Source organism: Methylobacterium sp. A52T (assembly GCF_053346095.1).
In genome coordinates, this window is the sequence record NZ_JBKFBI010000050.1 from 1 (window position 1) to 16,939 (window position 16,939).

At 72.7% G+C, this 16,939-nt stretch carries 21 protein-coding genes and 1 tRNA gene; 11 read left to right on the forward strand and 11 right to left on the reverse strand.

The genetic code is table 11. From position 1 onward, the window contains the following. Window positions 1-867: flavin monoamine oxidase family protein (locus ACLBYE_RS14215; protein ID WP_447694670.1), on the forward strand; the 867-nt coding region annotated here is incomplete at its 5' end. A gap of 61 nt (window positions 868-928) precedes the next feature. Here ACLBYE_RS14215 and ACLBYE_RS14220 read toward each other — a convergent pair. Genes ACLBYE_RS14220 through egtB form a run of 3 tightly spaced genes read right to left on the reverse strand, consistent with a single transcriptional unit; the run spans window position 929 to window position 4,282 of the window. Further along, on the reverse strand, window positions 929-1,993 hold the full coding sequence (locus tag ACLBYE_RS14220; RefSeq protein ID WP_447694671.1) for an adenylate/guanylate cyclase domain-containing protein: 1,065 nt from the start codon (window positions 1,991-1,993) through the stop codon (window positions 929-931). 27 nt (window positions 1,994-2,020) lie between these two features. Continuing rightward, window positions 2,021-2,995, reverse strand: coding sequence for an L-histidine N(alpha)-methyltransferase (egtD, locus tag ACLBYE_RS14225; RefSeq protein WP_091679825.1), 975 nt, complete (start codon window positions 2,993-2,995; stop codon window positions 2,021-2,023). 18 nt (window positions 2,996-3,013) lie between these two features. Continuing rightward, entirely contained in the window at window positions 3,014-4,282 is a 1,269-nt protein-coding gene (gene egtB / locus ACLBYE_RS14230; RefSeq protein ID WP_447694672.1) for an ergothioneine biosynthesis protein EgtB, read from the reverse strand. A 327-nt stretch (window positions 4,283-4,609) separates the two neighbouring features. Here egtB and murI point away from each other — a divergent pair, with 327 nt between their 5' ends. Next, complete coding sequence (gene murI, locus ACLBYE_RS14235; RefSeq protein ID WP_205833387.1) at window positions 4,610-5,485, forward strand: glutamate racemase; 876 nt, start codon at window positions 4,610-4,612, stop codon at window positions 5,483-5,485. 411 nt (window positions 5,486-5,896) lie between these two features. Here murI and ACLBYE_RS14240 read toward each other — a convergent pair whose 3' ends face one another. Both ACLBYE_RS14240 and ACLBYE_RS14245 read right to left on the reverse strand, forming a co-directional pair. Next, window positions 5,897-6,094, reverse strand: coding sequence for a hypothetical protein (locus ACLBYE_RS14240; RefSeq protein WP_447694673.1), 198 nt, complete (start codon window positions 6,092-6,094; stop codon window positions 5,897-5,899). A gap of 424 nt (window positions 6,095-6,518) precedes the next feature. After that, entirely contained in the window at window positions 6,519-6,731 is a 213-nt protein-coding gene (locus ACLBYE_RS14245) for a hypothetical protein (RefSeq protein ID WP_447694674.1), read from the reverse strand. 242 nt (window positions 6,732-6,973) lie between these two features. Between ACLBYE_RS14245 and ACLBYE_RS14250 the strand changes: the two genes are divergently transcribed. The 4 genes from ACLBYE_RS14250 (at window position 6,974) to ACLBYE_RS14265 (ending at window position 9,327) form a co-directional block, all read left to right on the forward strand. After that, window positions 6,974-7,186: a hypothetical protein gene (locus ACLBYE_RS14250; RefSeq protein WP_447694675.1), complete on the forward strand. Its 213-nt coding sequence runs from the start codon at window positions 6,974-6,976 to the stop codon at window positions 7,184-7,186. Window positions 7,187-7,292: 106 nt separating this feature from the next. Then, entirely contained in the window at window positions 7,293-7,550 is a 258-nt protein-coding gene (locus ACLBYE_RS14255) for a hypothetical protein (protein WP_447694676.1), read from the forward strand. A 133-nt stretch (window positions 7,551-7,683) separates the two neighbouring features. After that, complete coding sequence (locus tag ACLBYE_RS14260; RefSeq protein WP_447694677.1) at window positions 7,684-8,325, forward strand: DUF47 domain-containing protein; 642 nt, start codon at window positions 7,684-7,686, stop codon at window positions 8,323-8,325. Window positions 8,326-8,340: 15 nt separating this feature from the next. Beyond that, entirely contained in the window at window positions 8,341-9,327 is a 987-nt protein-coding gene (locus ACLBYE_RS14265; RefSeq protein ID WP_020095831.1) for an inorganic phosphate transporter, read from the forward strand. Between the two features lie 30 nt (window positions 9,328-9,357). Here the strand turns inward: ACLBYE_RS14265 and ACLBYE_RS14270 are convergent, their stop codons facing one another. The 4 genes from ACLBYE_RS14270 to ACLBYE_RS14285 all read right to left on the reverse strand — a co-directional run bounded on the left by ACLBYE_RS14270 (window position 9,358) and on the right by ACLBYE_RS14285 (window position 12,349). After that, window positions 9,358-9,723, reverse strand: a complete 366-nt coding sequence (locus ACLBYE_RS14270; protein ID WP_447694678.1) for a GCG_CRPN prefix-to-repeats domain-containing protein — start codon at window positions 9,721-9,723, stop codon at window positions 9,358-9,360. An 84-nt stretch (window positions 9,724-9,807) separates the two neighbouring features. Then, window positions 9,808-10,071 carry a GCG_CRPN prefix-to-repeats domain-containing protein gene (locus ACLBYE_RS14275; RefSeq protein WP_042673859.1) on the reverse strand — a complete coding sequence of 88 codons (264 nt, stop codon included), beginning with the start codon at window positions 10,069-10,071 and terminating at the stop codon, window positions 9,808-9,810. 170 nt (window positions 10,072-10,241) lie between these two features. Then, on the reverse strand, window positions 10,242-11,615 hold the full coding sequence (locus ACLBYE_RS14280; protein ID WP_447694679.1) for a sensor histidine kinase: 1,374 nt from the start codon (window positions 11,613-11,615) through the stop codon (window positions 10,242-10,244). Beyond that, window positions 11,615-12,349, reverse strand: coding sequence for a response regulator (locus tag ACLBYE_RS14285; protein WP_447694680.1), 735 nt, complete (start codon window positions 12,347-12,349; stop codon window positions 11,615-11,617). The genes ACLBYE_RS14280 and ACLBYE_RS14285 overlap by 1 nt, the downstream gene beginning before the upstream one ends. A 174-nt stretch (window positions 12,350-12,523) precedes the next feature. Between ACLBYE_RS14285 and ACLBYE_RS14290 the strand changes: the two genes are divergently transcribed. Beyond that, window positions 12,524-13,603, forward strand: a complete 1,080-nt coding sequence (locus ACLBYE_RS14290; protein WP_447694681.1) for a tartrate dehydrogenase — start codon at window positions 12,524-12,526, stop codon at window positions 13,601-13,603. Window positions 13,604-13,628: 25 nt separating this feature from the next. Here the strand turns inward: ACLBYE_RS14290 and ACLBYE_RS14295 are convergent, their stop codons facing one another. Further along, window positions 13,629-14,684, reverse strand: coding sequence for a zinc ribbon domain-containing protein (locus ACLBYE_RS14295; RefSeq protein WP_056525360.1), 1,056 nt, complete (start codon window positions 14,682-14,684; stop codon window positions 13,629-13,631). 241 nt (window positions 14,685-14,925) lie between these two features. On the opposite strand from ACLBYE_RS14295, the gene ACLBYE_RS14300 reads away from it, so the two are divergent. From ACLBYE_RS14300 to ACLBYE_RS14315, 4 genes are all read left to right on the forward strand, one after another. Further along, on the forward strand, window positions 14,926-15,387 hold the full coding sequence (locus tag ACLBYE_RS14300; protein ID WP_447694682.1) for an anaerobic typically selenocysteine-containing protein: 462 nt from the start codon (window positions 14,926-14,928) through the stop codon (window positions 15,385-15,387). Between the two features lie 22 nt (window positions 15,388-15,409). Further along, window positions 15,410-15,811 (forward strand): thiol-disulfide oxidoreductase DCC family protein, encoded by a 402-nt coding sequence (locus ACLBYE_RS14305; RefSeq protein WP_447694683.1) that lies wholly within the window; start codon window positions 15,410-15,412, stop codon window positions 15,809-15,811. A gap of 4 nt (window positions 15,812-15,815) precedes the next feature. Beyond that, the gene (locus ACLBYE_RS14310; protein WP_447694684.1) at window positions 15,816-16,031 is read left to right on the forward strand and encodes a hypothetical protein; all 216 of its coding nucleotides are present in this window, start codon (window positions 15,816-15,818) and stop codon (window positions 16,029-16,031) included. Between the two features lie 158 nt (window positions 16,032-16,189). Beyond that, entirely contained in the window at window positions 16,190-16,324 is a 135-nt protein-coding gene (locus ACLBYE_RS14315; protein WP_280141570.1) for a hypothetical protein, read from the forward strand. Window positions 16,325-16,814: 490 nt separating this feature from the next. Here ACLBYE_RS14315 and ACLBYE_RS14320 read toward each other — a convergent pair. Beyond that, window positions 16,815-16,899 (reverse strand) — tRNA-Leu (locus ACLBYE_RS14320). Window positions 16,900-16,939 lie beyond the last annotated feature (40 nt).

Sequence of the window (16,939 nt, forward strand, 5' to 3'; positions counted from 1 at the left end):
CCCCCCCGGGCGGAGGCGGCCCGGGCCGGCGGCCCCGACGCCGCCCTGGCGGCGGCCGGCCTGAGCCGGCTCTCCCTCGGCGAGGATCCCGAGCGGGTCTCGGCCGTGGACTACGAGCGGCTCTGGTCCGGCTCGGACCTCTGGATCGACGGCTACGGCGACCTCGTGGCGCGGCACTTCGCCGACCTGCCGGTCAGCCTCGGCTGCCCCGTGCGGGCGATCGACTGGTCGGGCCGCGGGGTCCGGGTCGAGACGGCGCGGGGCACGATCGCGGCCGCCGCCGCCATCGTCGCGGTGCCGGTCGGCGTGCTGAAGGCCGGGGCCGTGGCGTTCGCGCCGGACCTGCCGGACGCCGCCCGGACGGCGCTCGACGGCCTGTCGATGGGCGCCTACACCAAGATCGGCCTGCGCCTCGACCCCGCGCGCCTCGACGGCGCCGACCTCGGCGACGCGGTCTCGGTGGCGACGGCTGGCCCGACGATCTACTTCGAGATGCAGCCCTTCGGCCGGTCCCTGGCGGTGGCCAATCTCGGCGGCGACCTCGCGCGCGACCTGTGCCGGGCCGGCGAGGCGGAGGCGGTGGCGCTCGCCACCGAGCGCCTGGTCGCGGTCCTCGGCGGCGGCGCCCGCAGCGCCGTCGAGGCCGGTCGCCTCGCCGGCTGGTGGACGGACCCGCACGCCCGGGGCTCCTACTCGATCGCCGCCCCCGGCCACGCGGAGGCCCGAGACCAGCTGCGCGCCCCGGTCGGCGGGCGCGTGTTCTTCGCCGGGGAGGCGCTGGCGGGCGGCGGCGCCATGACGGTCGGCGGGGCGACGCTCGACGGCGAGCGCGCCGCCCGGGCGGTGCTGAAGGCGCTGGGCGCCTGAGCGGCCCGTCTTAGAGGTCCATCTTGGCGGTCCGTCTTGGCAGCCCGTCTTGGCGACCCGCTCAGGCGGTCGCGGCGCGGCGCGGAAGCGGCCGCGCGGGCGCCGCGACGGCGAGCCGGCGCCGGATCGCCGCCACCGCCAGGGGCTCGGCGCGGCCGCGCAGGGCGTGGGCGCCGAGATCCTCCGCCACGAGGTCGTCCGGCAACGGGCCGAGCCGGGCGAGGAGGTCGGCCGAGACGAGGACGTCGACGCCTAAGGTCTTCGACAGGGCCTCCAGCCGGGCCGTCGTGTTCACGACGTCGCCGAAATACGCGATCTTGTGCCGCTCCAGCCCGATCTCGGCGGTCACGACCGGGCCGCAATGCAGCGCGGCTCGGAACTCCGGCACCTGCCCGAAGCGATCCCGCCAGCTCTCGGCCTCGGCGGCGAGCCGCTCCTGGAACGCGAAGACGCAGCGCAGGCAGGCGGCGTCGCGCAGGCCCCGCTCCATCGTCCAGGTCACCAGCGCGAGGTCGCCGACGTAGTCGTCGATGGAGCCGCGGGCGCGGGCCACCGGCAGCGCCAGGGCGTTGAACACCTGCCCGAGATAGGCCTGCGCCGCCCGGTCGCCGTGGCGGTCGGCGAAGCGCGTCGACCCGGTCACGTCGAGGAAGAGGAAGATCCGCTCCTCGCTGATCGGCCGGTGGTAGCGCCCGATCAGCAGGTTGGCGAAGACGCCGGGGCCGATCAGGTCGCGGACCCGGAACACGAACACCACCAGGGCCGAGATGCCGAGCGCGTAGAGCAGGCCGGACTGCGACATCAGCATCGCGTTCCGCTCGCTGTACATGAAGCGGAACAGCTGGTTCAGCACCGTGCTGGCGACCGCGTTCCCGACCACGATCAGCGCGATGTAGAGCGCCACCGTGGCGAGCAGGAACAGCGGCGTCGCGAGGCCGCGGATGCGGTCGCGCAGGCGCGGCGCCAGCAGCTGGCGCTCGTAGAGCAGGATCGGCGTGCCGATGATCGCGCCGCGGATCGCCGTCCCGGTCAGCGGGGCGATCCCGAAGATCACCCCGTAGAGGAGCCCCGCCAGGGCGCCCAGTGCGGGCGCCACCAGCAGGAACCAGCGCTGGCCGAAGCGCATGGGTTCGCGTGCCCCGCCCGGCCCCGCTCAGTCCAGCCGGAGCGCGTGGACCGAGAACAGCTGATCCGGGTCGGTCCAGACCGTCAGCCACGTCCAGCCCGCCCGCTCGGTCAGCGCCCGGAACGTGGCGGGCGTGTACTTGTAGCTGCTCTCGGTGTGGATCGTCTCGCCCGCCGCGAACGCGAAGGTGTCGGCGCCGACCCGCACGGCCTGGGCGTCGCGGGCGACGAGATGCATCTCGATCCGCGAGGCGTCGGTGTTGAACACCGCCCGGTGGCTGAACGCGCCGGGCTCGAAGCGGCCGGCGAGCTCCCGGTTGATCCGGGTCAGGAGGTTGAGGTTGAAGGCCGCCGTCACGCCCTGCGCGTCGTCGTAGGCGGTCTCCAGCACCGCCGCGTCCTTCACGAGGTCGACGCCGACGATCATGTGGGCGCCCGGCCCCAGGATCCGCCCGAACCGGCGCAGCAGCGCCTCGGCCTCGTGCGGGTCGAAGTTGCCGATGGTCGAGCCCGGGAAGAACCCGGCGCGCGGCAGGCCGTTCAGGCTGTCCGGCAGGTCGAAGTCGCGGGTGAAGTCGGCCACGACCGGCTCGACCCGCAGGTCCGGGAAGTCGCCCCGCAGGACCTCCGCCTGCCCGCGCAGGAACTCGCCGGAGACGTCCACCGGCACGTAGGCCGCGAGGGTGTCGAGGTGGCGCAGGAGACGGCGCAGCTTCACGGTCGAGCCGCTGCCGAACTCCACCAGCGCCGCGTGGGCCGGAAGCAGCGCGGCGATCTCGGGCCCGCAGGCGTCGAGGATGCCGATCTCGGTCCGGGTCGGGTAGTATTCCGGAAGCCGCGTGATCGCCTCGAACAGCGCGGACCCGGCCTCGTCGTAGAAGTATTTCGGCGACAGTGCCTTCTGGGGCTTGGACAGGCCCGCGCGGACGTCGTCGAGGAAGCTCAGCGGCGGTGCGTCCAGCGTGACCGGCGTCGCGTCGGCGAAGGTGGGCTTGATGGTCAAGGGCGGCTCCGGGGCGCGTCAGGCGGCGTCGGCGAGGCGCAGGCCGGTGAACTGCCAGCGCTGATGCGGATAGAAGAAGTTGCGGTACGGCAGCCGGGCATGGCCCTCGGGGGTCGCCACCGACGAGCCCCGCAGCACGAACTGGTTGGCCATGAACTTGCCGTTGTACTCGCCGAGCGCCCCCGGGAGCGGCCGGTACCCCGGGTACGGGACGTAGGCGCTGCGGGTCCATTGCCAGACGAGGCCGAAGGCGTCCGGCAGGCCGCCGTCGCGGGCCGCGACCTCCCACTCGAACTCGGTCGGCAGGAAGCGGCCAGCCCAGCGGGCGTAGGCGTCGGCCTCGTAGTAGCTGACGTGGGTGACGGGCGCGTCGAGATCCACCGGGCGCTCGCCGCCCAGCGTCATGGTCGCCCACCCCTCCCCGTCCCGGCGCCAGTAGCCGGGGGCCTCCCAGCCCTCCGCCGGCCCGGCATACCAGCCGTCCGAGAGCCACAGCTCCGGCTTGGCGTAGCCGCCATCCTCCATGAAGGCGAGCCACTGGCGGTTCGTCACCAGCGCCCGGTCGAGGCGGCCGGCCGAGATCAGCGTCTCGTGGCGCGGCGACTCGTTGTCGAACGAGAACCCCTCGCCCGCATGCCCGATCCACGCGATCGCGCGGTCGAGGGTGACCTGGCCGGCCTGCGCCGCCGCCTTCGGGAAGCGCCAGTCCGGGTCGTAGGCCGGGTTCAGTGGGTTCTGCGCGAAGGCGTGCAGGATGTCGGTGAGGAGGAGCTCCTGGTGCTGCTGCTCGTGGTAGAGGCCGATCTCCAGGATCGGCAGCACCGCCTCGAGCGCGCGCTCGGAGGCCTGGCCCAGCAGAGCCTCGACCGCCCGGTCGATATGGGCGCGGTAGGCCGCGACCTCCGCCATGGTCGGGCGGGTGATCATGCCGCGCTGGATGCGCGGCTGACGGGGACCGGCCGCCACGTAGTACGAGTTGAACAGGTAGTGCAGCCGCGCGTCGTAGATCGCGTAGCCCGGCAGGTGCTCCCGCAGCAGGAACTGCTCGAAGAACCACGTGACGTGCGCCCGGTGCCACTTGGTCGGGCTGGCATCGGCCATCGACTGGACCTGCTGGTCTTCCGGCGAGAGCGGCGCGGCGCGGCGCTCGGTCTCGCTCCGGACCTGCCGGTAGGCGGCGATCCAGGCGGCCCGGTCGATCGGCCGGGCCGTGACGTGCGGCGGCGGGAAGGCCGGTGCCGCGGGGTCGCGTCGCTCGTCCGGGCGCAGTGCGGCTGTCGCTGCCATGACGATGATCCCTTTTTTCGGGCCTGACCGAGAACCGTCTTCTCGACCCCGGCCGGCGCGCAGAAGATATGTTCCGGCCGTGTTCCGACAACCTCTGCAAGAGCGTACGCGGCGGCTTCGCCCCAACGCGGTCGGTGCGCGGTCGGTGCGCGGTCGGCGCGCGGTCGGCGCGCGGTCGCCTCTCGGCCCACCGGGCCTCTTCGCCGGATCGGCGCGCCGGTTAACGGAACGGGTTGGGGATCACGGGTCTTTCTCTCGCCGCAGTGACATCGCCTTAACCCTCGCTGCCGAGATTTTGGGACGCTCTTCGAGGAGTCCGGGGTTCTCATGCGGATCGATCTGATGGCCGGGGCCAGCCTGTCCGCCGCCGCTCTGCGCTGCGCCGCAGAGCCGACCATCCTGGTGTTCGATTCCGGCCTCGGCGGCCTCACCGTCCTCGACGCGGTGCGGCGCGCCCGCCCGGACGCCCGCTACGTCTATGTCGGCGACGACGCCGCCTTCCCGTACGGCCGGCTCTCGGAGGCGACCCTCGTCGCCCGCGTCCTCACCGTGATGGAGCGGCTGGTCGCGACCCACCGGCCCGACCTCGTGGTCATCGCCTGCAACACCGCCTCGACGTTGGTCCTCCCGGCGCTGCGCCAGCGCTTCACGACGCCCTTCGTGGGGGTGGTCCCGCCGATCAAGCCGGCCGCCGAGGCGACGCGCTCGCGGCTCGTGACCCTGCTGGCGACGCCCGGCACGGTGGCGCGCTCCTACACCCACGACCTGATCGCGACCTACGCGGGCTCCTGCGCGGTGACGCTGGTCGGCTCGCAGAACCTCGCCGGCTTCGCGGAGACCGAGCTCGCGGGCGCGCCGGTGGACGACGCCACCCTCGCCGCCGAGATCGCCCCCTGCTTCGTCACCGAGGCGGACGGGCGGCGCACCGACGTGGTCTGCCTCGCCTGCACCCACTATCCGCTGCTGCTGCCGCGCCTCCAGGCGGTCGCGCCCTGGCCGGTGACCTGGATCGACCCGGCGCCCGCCATCGCCCGGCGCGTCGTGCAGCTGATCGGCCCCCTCCCCCGCGAGGCGGACCGGCACGGCTCGGCGCTCGGTGCCTTCACGGCCGGCACCTGCCTGACCGACGCCCTGCGCGCGGCCCTCGCCGCCCGGGGCATCGGCGACGTCGCCGTCGAGGCGGTGCCGCTGCCGATGCAGTGACGCGGCGCGGCGCCTCCTGTGCCGCCGAGGCTTCGTCGGGTGACGCCCGGTCCGGGCTGACCGGTCGTCCGCCACGCTAGAGCCGTATCCGACCCTGTTGCAACGGTCGGGAAGGACGGCGAGCCCGGTCTCGCCAGCCGCGCCAGGCCCCCTCTCCCGTGCGGGAGAGGGTTGGGGTGAGGGACGAGAAGGATCAGGACTGGACAGGCCGCCGATGCCCGTACAGGCCGCGACTCGTCCGGAGTGTTCTCAGCCCTCACCCTGTCCCTCTCCCGCACGGGAGAGGGGACCCGCGCCTCGTTCGGCACGGGCACGCCGATCGCCTGCGTCCCAACCCGATCGGGAACGGCTCTAGAAGAGCGGACCGCGCTGTTCAGGCGCCGCGTCGGGCGCCCTCAGCGGCTGAGCGCCTCACCGCGGGGCGTGGCTGCCCGCGCTCGGGACCGTCGTGAGCGGTGCCGCCGACGCGTCGGCCTCGGCGGGAACGACCAGATGGACGAACAGCATGCCGGCCGCGACGATGAGCGCGAGGGCGAAGATGCGCCACAGTTCCAGGATCGGCTCCTGCGCCGGGGCACCCTGAATCGCTCGGTTCGTCTCGCTCGGCATCGCTTCCGCTTTCCCGCCTGTGACCCTCCGGATCGGACACCCGGAGGATGAACGCTTGGTAAAATCCGCCCCGATCGGCCCGGCCCGCCGAGGCGGGCTCGGCGGCGGAGCGGGGTCCGGCGTCGGGATCGTTGCCGCCACCGCGAGGCAGCGGGAGCGGGCGCTGGCGATCGCCTCGCCGACCGGGGCCGTGTCGCAGCGGAATGGGGCCGCAGCGGGACGGGCCCGGTCCCGCGGCGTGCGGTCCCGCACCCGCTGACGTTGCGGCCGGGGCGCGGTCCGGTCACGAGGCCGGGCGCGGAGGCCTCATCCCGTCGTCTCGGATCCACCCGCACGTCCCGGAAGCGAGAGGGGCGGGCTCGGGCGAGACGTCGATGGCCGGCGCGGATCCGGGCCGGTCCCGGTGCCCGCAGGTCCGGTCGACCTAGGCGGCGGCCGGCAGGGCCGCGACCTCGCAGCTGTCGGCGCGCAGGCGCCAGTCGACCACCCGGGCCCCCGCGCAGAGCAGCGCCTTGGCCTGCCAGACGGCCGACACCTCCGACGGCGCCCGGACCAGGATCGCGCGCTGCCGCACCCGGTGCTCGTGCCCGGTATCGTCGGGGACGGTCTTGTAGAAGGTGACGCGATAGAGGCGCATGGTCCGGGCTCCGGTTGGGCGCGGGGATCGTGGGAGACCGGGGCGGCGCGCGCATTGATCCCGCGCAAGGACGGGGCGCCCGCCACGCGCGCGGGCGCCTCGGGCAGGCGCAATCAGTTGTCGACAGTTGAATACCGGGCGATACAGGGCGTTGATTACATTCGCGGGAATGGTCTAGCTTCATCAGCAATCGTCCGCAGTCCGGAACGGTCGGCGGCGGGGCTCCAGACCGGGAGTGCCTGATGTTCGAGAGCGTGTTCTGGGGTGCGGTACTCGTCGCGTTGATCGGTTCGGCCGCGCTGGTGGCGATCGGCGCCAGCGTCCAGCCGCGGTTGGGTCGCAAGATGGAGTTGGACGCGCGCCTCGCCGATCCGCGCCGCACCTTCGGGCGCAAGCGGCGCTGGGCGCGTCCGCCGCGGACGATGCGGCGCCCCGGCCTGCTCCCCATGCGGTGACGGCCGCTGCACCAAAGACGTACATCTCCCGCCGTCGGCGCGCGTGATAGCTACCGGTTCACTGCGGAAATGCAGTGTTCACGCCGGGCTGGAGGGATCGGTACTGATGAGCGTGCGTCAGATTTGTGATCAGGTTCGGATCGCCGAGCAGGCCTTCACCGCCGCGCTCGGCAACATGAAGGCCGCAGGCCTGCGCGAGTCGCTGACCCGCGAGCTCCAGGGGATGGAGAGCGCCGAGATCGACGCCGGGCAGGACGCGGCCGCGGCGCGGTCGGCCTCCTGGAAGCGGGTCAAGATGCTGCACGGGCTCGGCTACCCAGTGGATTTCGGCTGGCTCCACGCCGCCGCCAGCCCGGTCCGCTGAGCGGCGCCGGCCGGCGCCGCCCCGCCGGCAGATTGTTTGCCGGCTCCCGGATCGGGTCGGCGCTCTCGCCCGTTGTGCCTGCCGGGTGCCGTCGCGCCCGGCCGCCGCGCCGACCTCTCGATCCGGACACGCCATGCTGGCTTGGTTTCGCGCCCTGATGCCGCGGGAGGACCGGTTCTTCGATCTCTTCGAGCGTCACGCGCGGACGCTCGAGGACGGCGCGGCCGCCCTTCGAGGCCTTCTCGACGGGACTCAGGCCGTCCCGGCGGCCTACTCGGCGATCGCGGCCCACGAGGACGCGGCCGACGGGATCACCCGCGAGGCGCTGCTGGCGGTCCGCCGGACCTTCATCACGCCGTTCGACCGCGGCGACATCCAGGCCCTGGTCGGCTCCCTCGACGACGCCATCGACCAGATGCTCAAGACCGCCAAGGCGGTCCAGCTGTTCGAGGTGACCACCTTCGAGCCGGCGATGCGCGAGATGGGCGCGGTCATCCAAGAGGCCGCGCAGGTCACCACCGAGGCGCTGCCGAAGCTGCGGGCCCTCGGCGAGAACGCCGCCGCGCTAAACAGCCTGACCGAGCGCGTCATCGAGCTGGAGGGGCGGGCCGACGACCTGCACAATGACGGGCTGAAGGCCCTGTTCAAGGCCTCGGGGCGGGACCCCATGGCCTTCCTCGTCGGGTCCGAGCTGTACGGCCACCTGGAGAAGGTCATGGACCGGTTCGAGGACGTGGCGAACCAGATCAGCAGCATCGTCGTCGAACATGTCTGAGCCGCAGGTCGCCGCGTGACGCTCCTCGTCGTCCTCATCGTCCTGGCCCTGGTCTTCGACTTCCTGAACGGGCTGCACGACGCCGCGAACTCCATCGCCACGATCGTGTCGACGCGGGTGCTGGCGCCCCGCTACGCCGTGTTCTGGGCGGCGTTCTTCAACTTCGTGGCCTTCCTGGTCTTCGGCCTGCACGTCGCCGGCACGGTCGGCTCCGGCATCATCGACGTCGCGACGGTGGACGACCGGGTCATCATGGGCGCGCTCGGCGGCGCCATCACGTGGAACTTGGTCACGTGGTACGCCGGCATCCCGTCCTCCAGCTCCCACGCCCTGATCGGGGGCCTGCTCGGCGCCGGCATCGCCAAGGCGGGGGTCGGCGTGATCGTCTGGCCCGGCGTTATAGCCACCAGCGCCGCCATCGTCCTCTCGCCGGCCCTCGGCTTCGCCCTCGGGCTGCTGCTGATGCTGGCCGTCTCGTGGATCTTCGTCCGCTCGACGCCGCACGCCGTGGACCGCGTGTTCCGGGGCCTGCAGTTCGTCTCGGCCTCGCTCTACTCCCTCGGCCACGGCGGCAACGACGCCCAGAAGACCATGGGCATTATCGCGGCCCTGCTCTACGCCCACGGCGAGAGCGGGGCGTTCCACGTACCCCTCTGGGTGGTGCTGTCCTGCCAGACCGCCATGGCCCTCGGCACCCTGATGGGCGGCTGGCGCATCGTCCACACGATGGGGTCGAAGATCACGCGGCTGTCGCCCATGCAGGGATTCTGCGCCGAGACCGGCGGCGCCGCGACGCTGTTCGCCGCGACGGCCTTCGGCATCCCGGTCTCGACCACCCACACGATCACGGGCGCCATCGTCGGCGTCGGCGCCGCGCGCCGGGTCTCGGCGGTCCGCTGGAACGTCGCGCAGGGCATCGTGATCGCCTGGGTGATCACGATGCCGGCCGCGGCCCTGGTCGCTGCCCTGACCTACGCGGCGTCGGGGCTGGTCCTGCCGTAGGGGACGGGCGCGGCCGGATCCGGCACGGGGTCACCAGCGATGGTGCCAGCCGCCGTGGTGCCAGCCACCGTGCCAGCCGCCGTGCCAGCCCCGATGCCAGCCGCCGCGCCAGCCCCCATGCCATCCTCCATGCCAGCCGGCATGGCGGAAGCCGCCCCAGCGATAGCCGCCGCCCCACGCGAAGCGTCGGTGCCAGCGGTAGCCGTAGTGCCACCGGTAGCCGACGCGCGGATAGATCGGGACGTAGACGAACGGCCTGTAGTCCAGATTCGGCCGGCACCAGCCGTAGACGTTGCGGTGGAAGCCGGGCCCGCAGCCGTCGCGCGCCTCGGCACTCGAACCGGCCATCAGAACCCCCGCGGCGAGCGCCACGGGCATGACGAGGGTGCGGATCATGACTCAACTCCAGCGGAGTCTCCACGGGAGTCCGGCCGCGGGGCCGGACGCGGAAGGGTGAGGGCGAGCGACTATCGCGGCGGCTCAGTTCGGCCAGCAGCGGCGCCCGTAGGGACCGATGTGGAAGCCCGCCGGGCACGAGCGGCCGCGGATGTAGCCACCCCACTGGCCACCGGTGCGGCAGCCGCCGTACGGGCCGCGATGGCCGTAGGGACCGCAGCCGCCGTAGACCTGGATGATCCGGGCGCCGTCGGCGCCGTCGGAGACGGCGTCCTGCACCAGCGGCAGCGCCGAGGCGGGCACCGCGAGGCTCACGAGGAGGGCGGCGGGAGCGAGAACCTTCAGCATCGGTGATCTCCTTCTGCTCGATCGGTCAGCGCGGCCCGGGGCCGGCTGCCGGCGCCGGGACGGAGGATCCGCCGCGGCGTGTGAGCGAAGGTTCGTCCGCGCGCGCTGCCCGGATGTGACCGGGGAGCGCCGTCCTGTAACGATGTGTAACGGCCGGTTGCGGCCCGCCGTCAGGACAGGCTCGGCAGGGTCACGACGAGCCGCGCGCCGCCGTTTGCGCCGGCCTCCGCCACCACCGTGCCGCCGTGGGCCTCGGCGATCTGCCGGCTGATGGCGAGGCCCAGGCCGGTCCCGCCGGTCTGCCGGCTGCGCGAGCGCTCGACCCGGTAGTATGGGCTGAACACCGCGGTCCGCTCCGCCTCGGGAATGCCCGGCCCGTCATCCTCGACGACGATCCGACAGACCGTCCCGGCCCGGCTGACCGCCACCGCCACCGAGGAGCGCCCGAACTTGACGGCGTTCCCGATCAGGTTGGCCACGACCCGGCGCAGCGCGACCGCGTCGCCGGCCACGGTGGCGTCCCGCACCTCCTCGCCGGTCAGGCTGATCGTGGCGCCCTGGGCGGCGTGCTCGGCCACCTCGACGGCGACGAGATCGGCGAGATCCACCGGCGCCCGGGTCGCCTCGACGGCGGTGCCGCGGGCGAAACCCAGGGACGCCTCGATCAGCTCGGTCATGGCGTCGAGATCCGCCACGAGCTTGTCCCCGAGCAGCGGCTCCGCCACCACTTCGGCGCGCAGGCGCAGCCGCGTCAGGTAGGTCTTGAGGTCGTGCGAGATGGCGCCGATCAGCAGCGAGCGCTCGGCCATGAGGCCGGCGATCCGCTCCTGCATGCCCTGCACCGCCTGGGCGAGACGCCGGATCTCCGGCGCCCCCCGGGGCGCGCTCACCCGCTCCGGGGCGCGGCCGTCGAACCGGGAGACCGCGTCGGTCAGGCGGCGCAGCGGCGCGAGTTCGTGGCGCGTGCCGACTAGGACGAGACTGGCCGCCACGGCGCCGAGCACCGCCACCCAGAGGCTCAGCGGCTGGCCAAACAGCCACGGCATGAGCGAGCGGTGATGCTCGGCTGCGCTGATCACCACGTACCGGCCGTCGGGCAGCCTATAGGTCGCCAGCGCGAGGCGTCCGATCGGCCCGGCGCGCTCGGCCTGCGCGATGTTGGCCGGATCGACGCCGCGGCGCAGCAGGGCGGCGTCGGTGTAGGCCTGGACGCGGTCGGCGGGCTCGGCCGTCATCCGCCGGATCCGCGTTTCCAGGCGGGGCTCGCGGATCAGGTCGACGGTGTCGGGCGGCGCGTCGACGATCTCGGCCCGCAGCACCTCGCCGCTCACCGCCTTCAGGATGGCCGACCTCTGGGCGGGATCCGCGTCGCGCAGCAGCGTCATGATTCCGGCGGCCTGGTCGACCCGCGGGAAGCGCGAGCCCGCGGGCAGCCGCTCCTCCCGGCGCTGCCAGTGATCCAGGGCCACGGTGGCGAGGACGAGCAGGGAGAGGGCGCCGAGCAGGAGCAGCATGATGCGCCCGAGGAGCCCGACGCGGCCCATCACGGCGTTCCGGAGCGGACCGGGGCGGCCAGGATGTAGCCGGCGTTGCGGACGGTCTTGAGCAGGGACGCGGCCTGACTGCCCGAGGCGTCGAGCTTGTGCCGCAGGCGGCTGACCTGGACGTCGATGGTGCGGTCGAAGGCGTCGGCGGTCCGGCCCCGGGTCCAGTCGAGGAGCTGGTCGCGCGAGAGCACCCGCTGCGGCCGGGTGACGAAGCAGTGGAGCAGGTCGTACTCGGCGCTGGTCAGCGGGATCTCGGCGGCGGGATCGCCGGTGATCACGGTGCGGGCCGCGAGATCGACGACGAGGTCGGCGACACTGATACGCTCGGGGGCGGCCGCGGCGGGCTGGCCGCCGGCGCCGTGGGCCCGTCGCAGGACCGCGCGGATCCGGGCCAGCAGGACCCGCGGGTTGAACGGCTTCGAGACGTAGTCGTCGGCGCCCATCTCCAAGCCGAGAACCCGGTCGATGTCCTCGTCCTTGGCGGTCAGCATCACGACGGGCGGGCCACCGGCGTCGCGGAGGCGGCGGCAGATGGAGAGGCCGTCCTCGCCGGGCAGCATCCAGTCGAGGACGACGAGGTCGGGCGCGGGGCCCGCCGCGATCAGGCGGTCGAGGGCCGCGCCGCCGTCGAGGGCGACGGCGCGGAACCCCTCGCCCTCCAGGTAGCCGGCGAGCAGGGCGCGGATGTCGGGATCGTCCTCGACGATGGCGATGGTGGTGCCCTCGTGCATGGGGCGAGCATAGGGGCAGCGGGCCGCACGGCAACGCGAAACCGCGCGGTGTCACAAAACGTTACACGGCTCGAGCCGGATGCCGAGCCGGATGCCGAGCCGGACACCGCGCCCGCGACCGCCGCCACGCGTCGGCCTTCTCGACGACCGCCCTAGACACTCGAGACGACACCCATGACGAAGACCTACACCATCGCGGCCATCCCGGCGGACGGCATCGGCGTCGAGGTCATCGCCGCCGGCATCGAGGTGCTCGACGCGCTGGCCGAGAAGACCGGCTCCTTCGCCTTCCGGTTCGACCATTTCGATTGGGGATCGGACTACTACAAGAGGCACGGCGCGATGATGCCGGCCGACGGCCGCGACCAGATCCGGAACCACGACGCGATCTTCTTCGGCGCGGTCGGGGCGCCGGACGTGCCCGACCACGTCACCCTCTGGGGCCTGCGGCTCGCGATCTGCCAGCCCTTCGACCAGTACGCCAATGTCCGCCCGACCCGAATCCTGCCGGGCATCACCAGCCCGCTGCGCAACGTCTCGGGTCCGGAGCTCGACTGGGTGATCGTGCGGGAGAACTCGGAGGGCGAGTACGCCGGCGTCGGCGGACGGGTCCACCAGGGCCATCCCAACGAGGTCGCCACCGACGTCTCGATGATGACCCGCTCGGGAGTCGACCGGATCATCCGCTACGCGTTCGAGCTCGCCCGCTCCCGTCCGCGCAAGCTGCTCACCGTGGTCACCAAGTCCAACGCCCAGCGCCACGCCATGGTGATGTGGGACGAGATCGCCGCCGCGGTCGCGAAGGACTTCTCGGACGTGACCTGGGACAAGATGCTGGTCGACGCCATGACGATGCGGATGGTGACGAAGCCCGAGAGCCTCGACACGATCGTGGCGACGAACCTGCACGCCGACATCCTGTCGGACCTCGCGGCGGCGCTCGCCGGGTCGCTCGGCATCGCGCCGACCGCCAACATCAACCCGGAGCGGACCTACCCGTCGATGTTCGAGCCGATCCACGGCTCGGCCTTCGACATCGCCGGCAAGGGCATCGCCAACCCGGTCGCGACCTTCTGGACGGCGTGCCAGATGCTGGAGCACCTCGGCGAGAAGCCGGCGGCCGACCGGCTGATGCGCGCGGTGGAGCGGGTCACCGCGGATCCGAGCCTGCACACGCCGGACCTCGGCGGCAGAGCGACGACCCGTCAGGTCACCGACGCGGTCATCGCGGCGATCCGGGGCGACAACGCCTGAGGCGTGCCCGGGTGTCCGGGCGGCCTCAGGGCGCCTCGCTCGCGAGATCCGGGCTCCGGGTGCCGCAGGCTCGGCAGAAGCGCTCGAAGGTGCTCTTGCGCTGCGCGCAGGACGGGCAGTGCGCGAAGATGCCGAGCCCGCAATGGGGGCAGAAATTCGTGCTCGCGTCGTCGAGGGCGATCGGCCGCTCGCAGCCCGGGCACGCCTTCTTGGCGAGACGCGCCAGGGCCTGGTCGGTGGCGATCTCGGTCCGCCGCTCGGCGTCCGGGCGCGCCTCCACCACGGCCTGCCGGGCGCGGTAGGCGTGCAGCGCGTTGATCGCCGCCCGGCCCGCGACCAGGGTGACGATCACGCCGACGCCGTACTGCACGTAGCCGCCGTAGCTCGGCATGTAGGGCACGAGCTCGACGAAGAACGCGAAGGCCGCTGCGAAGGCGAAGCCCCACACGAACGGCCAGTTGCGGGTGCGGCGGCGCTTGAGCAGGAGCCATCCGGCGAGGGCCAGCAGCGGCAGCGTCAGGGCGAGGCGATAGCCGAAGACGCGCAGCTCCTGGCCGCGCTCGGCCGCGTCGAGGCGCGTCTGCGCAGCGGCCCGCAGGTCTGTGTCCACGCGCAGCTGCGCCGCCTCGCGCTCCGATAGGTCGAGCCCCGTCCGCGCCAGGGCCGCGAGCCGCTCCTCGATGGTGCGCTCGGCGGCCTTCAGCGCGTCGAGCTGCTGCGTGCGCGCGATGAGCCCGGGATCCTGGTCGACCCGCTGGGTGGCGTCGCGGGTCTTCAGCCAGTTGGCGAAGGTCTCGCGCGCGCCCTCGGAGGCGGCCTGCGCCGCCTCGAGGGCGAGCTGGTCCTGCTCGACCGTCCGGCGGTTGTCGTCCTGCTCCCGGCGGATCTGCTTGAGGGCCTCGGCCGACGCCGTGCCCTGGTCGGTGTCGAGGAACTGGTCGAGGGTGTAGCGGTGCTCAACCTGCGGTAGATCGCCGACGACCAGCGAGCCGAGCCCGATCAGGAACCACGCGAAGACCAGCGCGACGAGCCAGAGCGCCAGCGTGAACCAGCGTTCGGAGAGCCTTGAACCGGACCGCACGCGAATCGACCTCGCCGAAAACCGAAGCGTGTCCTTATACCCCGCGACGCGCCCGGGATATGCCGGCTGACCCGGCATCCGGGCCCGCGGCCGCGAGCGCGGGCAGCCGGCCGTCGCGACTGGGTTCGCTCGCATCCGACCGGGTGCGGCGTTGCGCCCGGGAACGTCGCGGACCGAGCCGCCTTTCCCGCCGGTGTGCTCGGCGGAGCGCGCTGCCCCCTCCAATCGGGACACAACCGACATGCTGACACTCGCGCGCGGATCGGCGACGCTCCTGGCTCTCTTCGCTGTCCTGGCCGCAGGGCCGGCCCTGGCCCAGGGCAAACCCCTGCCGCCGCCCGCCACCGACGCGATGCCGCCCGTGGAGCTGACGATCAGCCTAAAGGACGGCAAGCCGGTCTGCGACCCGGCCGAGCTCAAGCTTCCGGCCGACACCAATGTCGCGCTGAACATCGTGAGCAGCGCCGACGCGCCGGTGACGATCACCGCGCCCGGGCAGTTCGAGAACGGTCTCGTGCTGCACGCCGACGGCGACCTCGTGCATGTCGCCAGCGAGAAGGGCTACACGGTCAAGCAGAACGGCAAGGGCACGCTGCGCCTGCGGACGATGAAGGCCGGGCAGGAGGAGTACGCCTGCACCAGCACGCGCAACGCCGACGCGCCCTTCAAGGGCAAGCTCGTCCTGAGCCCGCCCGCGAACTGAGCCCCTGAGCGCCGGCGCGGCCATGGCCGAGGATCGCTCCGACGGGCGGCTCAGCGTCTACTACGACGGCGGCTGCCCGCTGTGCCGCGCCGAGATCGACCACTATCGCCGGTGCGCCGGCGCGGACCGGCTCGCCTTCGTCGATGTCGGCTCCGGGGCGCCCGAGCCGGCGCAGGGCCCGGATCTCGACCGGGCCCGGGCCCTGCGCCGCTTCCATGTCCGGACCGCGGACGGGCGGCTGATCTCCGGCGCCGCCGCGTTCGCGCGCCTCTGGCAGACCCTACCCGGCTGGCGCTGGCTCGGCCGTCTGGTCGACCTGCGCGTCCTCGGTGTCCGGCCGGTTCTGCCGCTCGCCGAGCTGGCCTACCGGCTGTCGCTGCCGCTGCGGCCGCGCCTGGCCCGGCTGATGGCCCGCCTCCGGTGAGCCGATGGCGAACCGCTGCGTCCACTATGTCGGCTTCCGGGACGACCGGTACTGGAACGCCTACCGGATCTTCGGCGGCCCGCGCGTGATCCACCGGCGCTGGGATTTCTACGCGACCCGCGACGTCGGACCCGACGACGTGGTGGTGTTCGCCGAGGGTGACGAGACGCAGCCCGTCGCGGACCGGAACGCCACAGACCTCGACGAGCGCTGGCTGTAGCGGTCACGCACGGTGTGCCCGGGTCGGAGAACGCGCTCCCGCGGACGCCGCCGCGGATTCGTGCCGGAGGAAACCCCAGCACCTTAATAGGTATTGCGCCCTCACAAGAATTCGCGAGAGTAGCTGTGAGGTTCCACTCGCAATCGGGGAGGTCCGCGGTGGTCGAGATCCGTATGTCGGAGGACAACGACGGCCGCTGGACGGTCTACGCGCCGGGGCTGGTGGTCACCGATCTGACCCACGAGGAAGCCCAGGCGTTCGCGGCGAGCTACCGGCGCGTCACCGCAGCGTGATCGGGAAGAGCCGGCGCGGCGGTGCCGGCGGATTTGCGTGGATCCCCGGAGGAACGTCACGCCGCCGCGAGTATGGCGCGATCGAAGCGCGGGGCACGAAAAAACCGCCGCGGCCGGAGCCGGGCGGTTCGAGTTGATCTCGCTGGGGGAATGTCGAGACCTCGTCTACGCGCGAGATGGCAGCGCGGTTCCGGTCTCCGGGTCGAATGGTGCCCCCTGAGGCCTAGACGACCACTCCTACGGCCGTGCCTCCTCGCCGCCCCGTCATCTGCCACGCGATCGCATGGCTCGCCACGGTCGAGGAGACGGCGGCGCAGCGACTGGGCCGGTCGGTCGAACGGAAGTCGGGATGGGGCGACCGATACGGGGACAGTGAGTCGGGCTTTGCCGGCCCGAGAGGCGCTGCGGGCGCCCCCTCCTCGGTCCGCGGATCCAGGACCCTAGAAACAACAAAGCCCGCCAATGCGTTGGCGGGCTGCTGTCAGGCATTTGGTGCCCAGGAAAGGACTCGAACCTTCACCTCTCGCGAGACTGGTACCTGAAACCAGCGCGTCTACCAATTCCGCCACCTGGGCTCGCCGTCGGCCATCGGCCGACGACGGCTCCGTTTAGGCA

What these genes read in the sequence shown, in the direction of transcription:
- ACLBYE_RS14220 (WP_447694671.1), bottom strand. Translation starts at nt 1,993, where the DNA reads ATGCGCTTCGGCCAGCGCTGGTTCCTGCTGGTGGCGCCCGCACTGGGC.
- egtB (WP_447694672.1), bottom strand. Translation starts at nt 4,282, where the DNA reads ATGGCAGCGACAGCCGCACTGCGCCCGGACGAGCGACGCGACCCCGCG.
- murI (WP_205833387.1), top strand. Translation starts at nt 4,610, where the DNA reads ATGCGGATCGATCTGATGGCCGGGGCCAGCCTGTCCGCCGCCGCTCTG.
- ACLBYE_RS14240 (WP_447694673.1), bottom strand. Translation starts at nt 6,094, where the DNA reads ATGCCGAGCGAGACGAACCGAGCGATTCAGGGTGCCCCGGCGCAGGAG.
- ACLBYE_RS14245 (WP_447694674.1), bottom strand. Translation starts at nt 6,731, where the DNA reads ATGCGCCTCTATCGCGTCACCTTCTACAAGACCGTCCCCGACGATACC.
- ACLBYE_RS14250 (WP_447694675.1), top strand. Translation starts at nt 6,974, where the DNA reads ATGTTCGAGAGCGTGTTCTGGGGTGCGGTACTCGTCGCGTTGATCGGT.
- ACLBYE_RS14255 (WP_447694676.1), top strand. Translation starts at nt 7,293, where the DNA reads ATGAGCGTGCGTCAGATTTGTGATCAGGTTCGGATCGCCGAGCAGGCC.
- ACLBYE_RS14260 (WP_447694677.1), top strand. Translation starts at nt 7,684, where the DNA reads ATGCTGGCTTGGTTTCGCGCCCTGATGCCGCGGGAGGACCGGTTCTTC.
- ACLBYE_RS14270 (WP_447694678.1), bottom strand. Translation starts at nt 9,723, where the DNA reads ATGATCCGCACCCTCGTCATGCCCGTGGCGCTCGCCGCGGGGGTTCTG.
- ACLBYE_RS14275 (WP_042673859.1), bottom strand. Translation starts at nt 10,071, where the DNA reads ATGCTGAAGGTTCTCGCTCCCGCCGCCCTCCTCGTGAGCCTCGCGGTG.
- ACLBYE_RS14280 (WP_447694679.1), bottom strand. Translation starts at nt 11,615, where the DNA reads ATGGGCCGCGTCGGGCTCCTCGGGCGCATCATGCTGCTCCTGCTCGGC.
- ACLBYE_RS14285 (WP_447694680.1), bottom strand. Translation starts at nt 12,349, where the DNA reads ATGCACGAGGGCACCACCATCGCCATCGTCGAGGACGATCCCGACATC.
- ACLBYE_RS14290 (WP_447694681.1), top strand. Translation starts at nt 12,524, where the DNA reads ATGACGAAGACCTACACCATCGCGGCCATCCCGGCGGACGGCATCGGC.
- ACLBYE_RS14300 (WP_447694682.1), top strand. Translation starts at nt 14,926, where the DNA reads ATGCTGACACTCGCGCGCGGATCGGCGACGCTCCTGGCTCTCTTCGCT.
- ACLBYE_RS14305 (WP_447694683.1), top strand. Translation starts at nt 15,410, where the DNA reads ATGGCCGAGGATCGCTCCGACGGGCGGCTCAGCGTCTACTACGACGGC.
- ACLBYE_RS14310 (WP_447694684.1), top strand. Translation starts at nt 15,816, where the DNA reads ATGGCGAACCGCTGCGTCCACTATGTCGGCTTCCGGGACGACCGGTAC.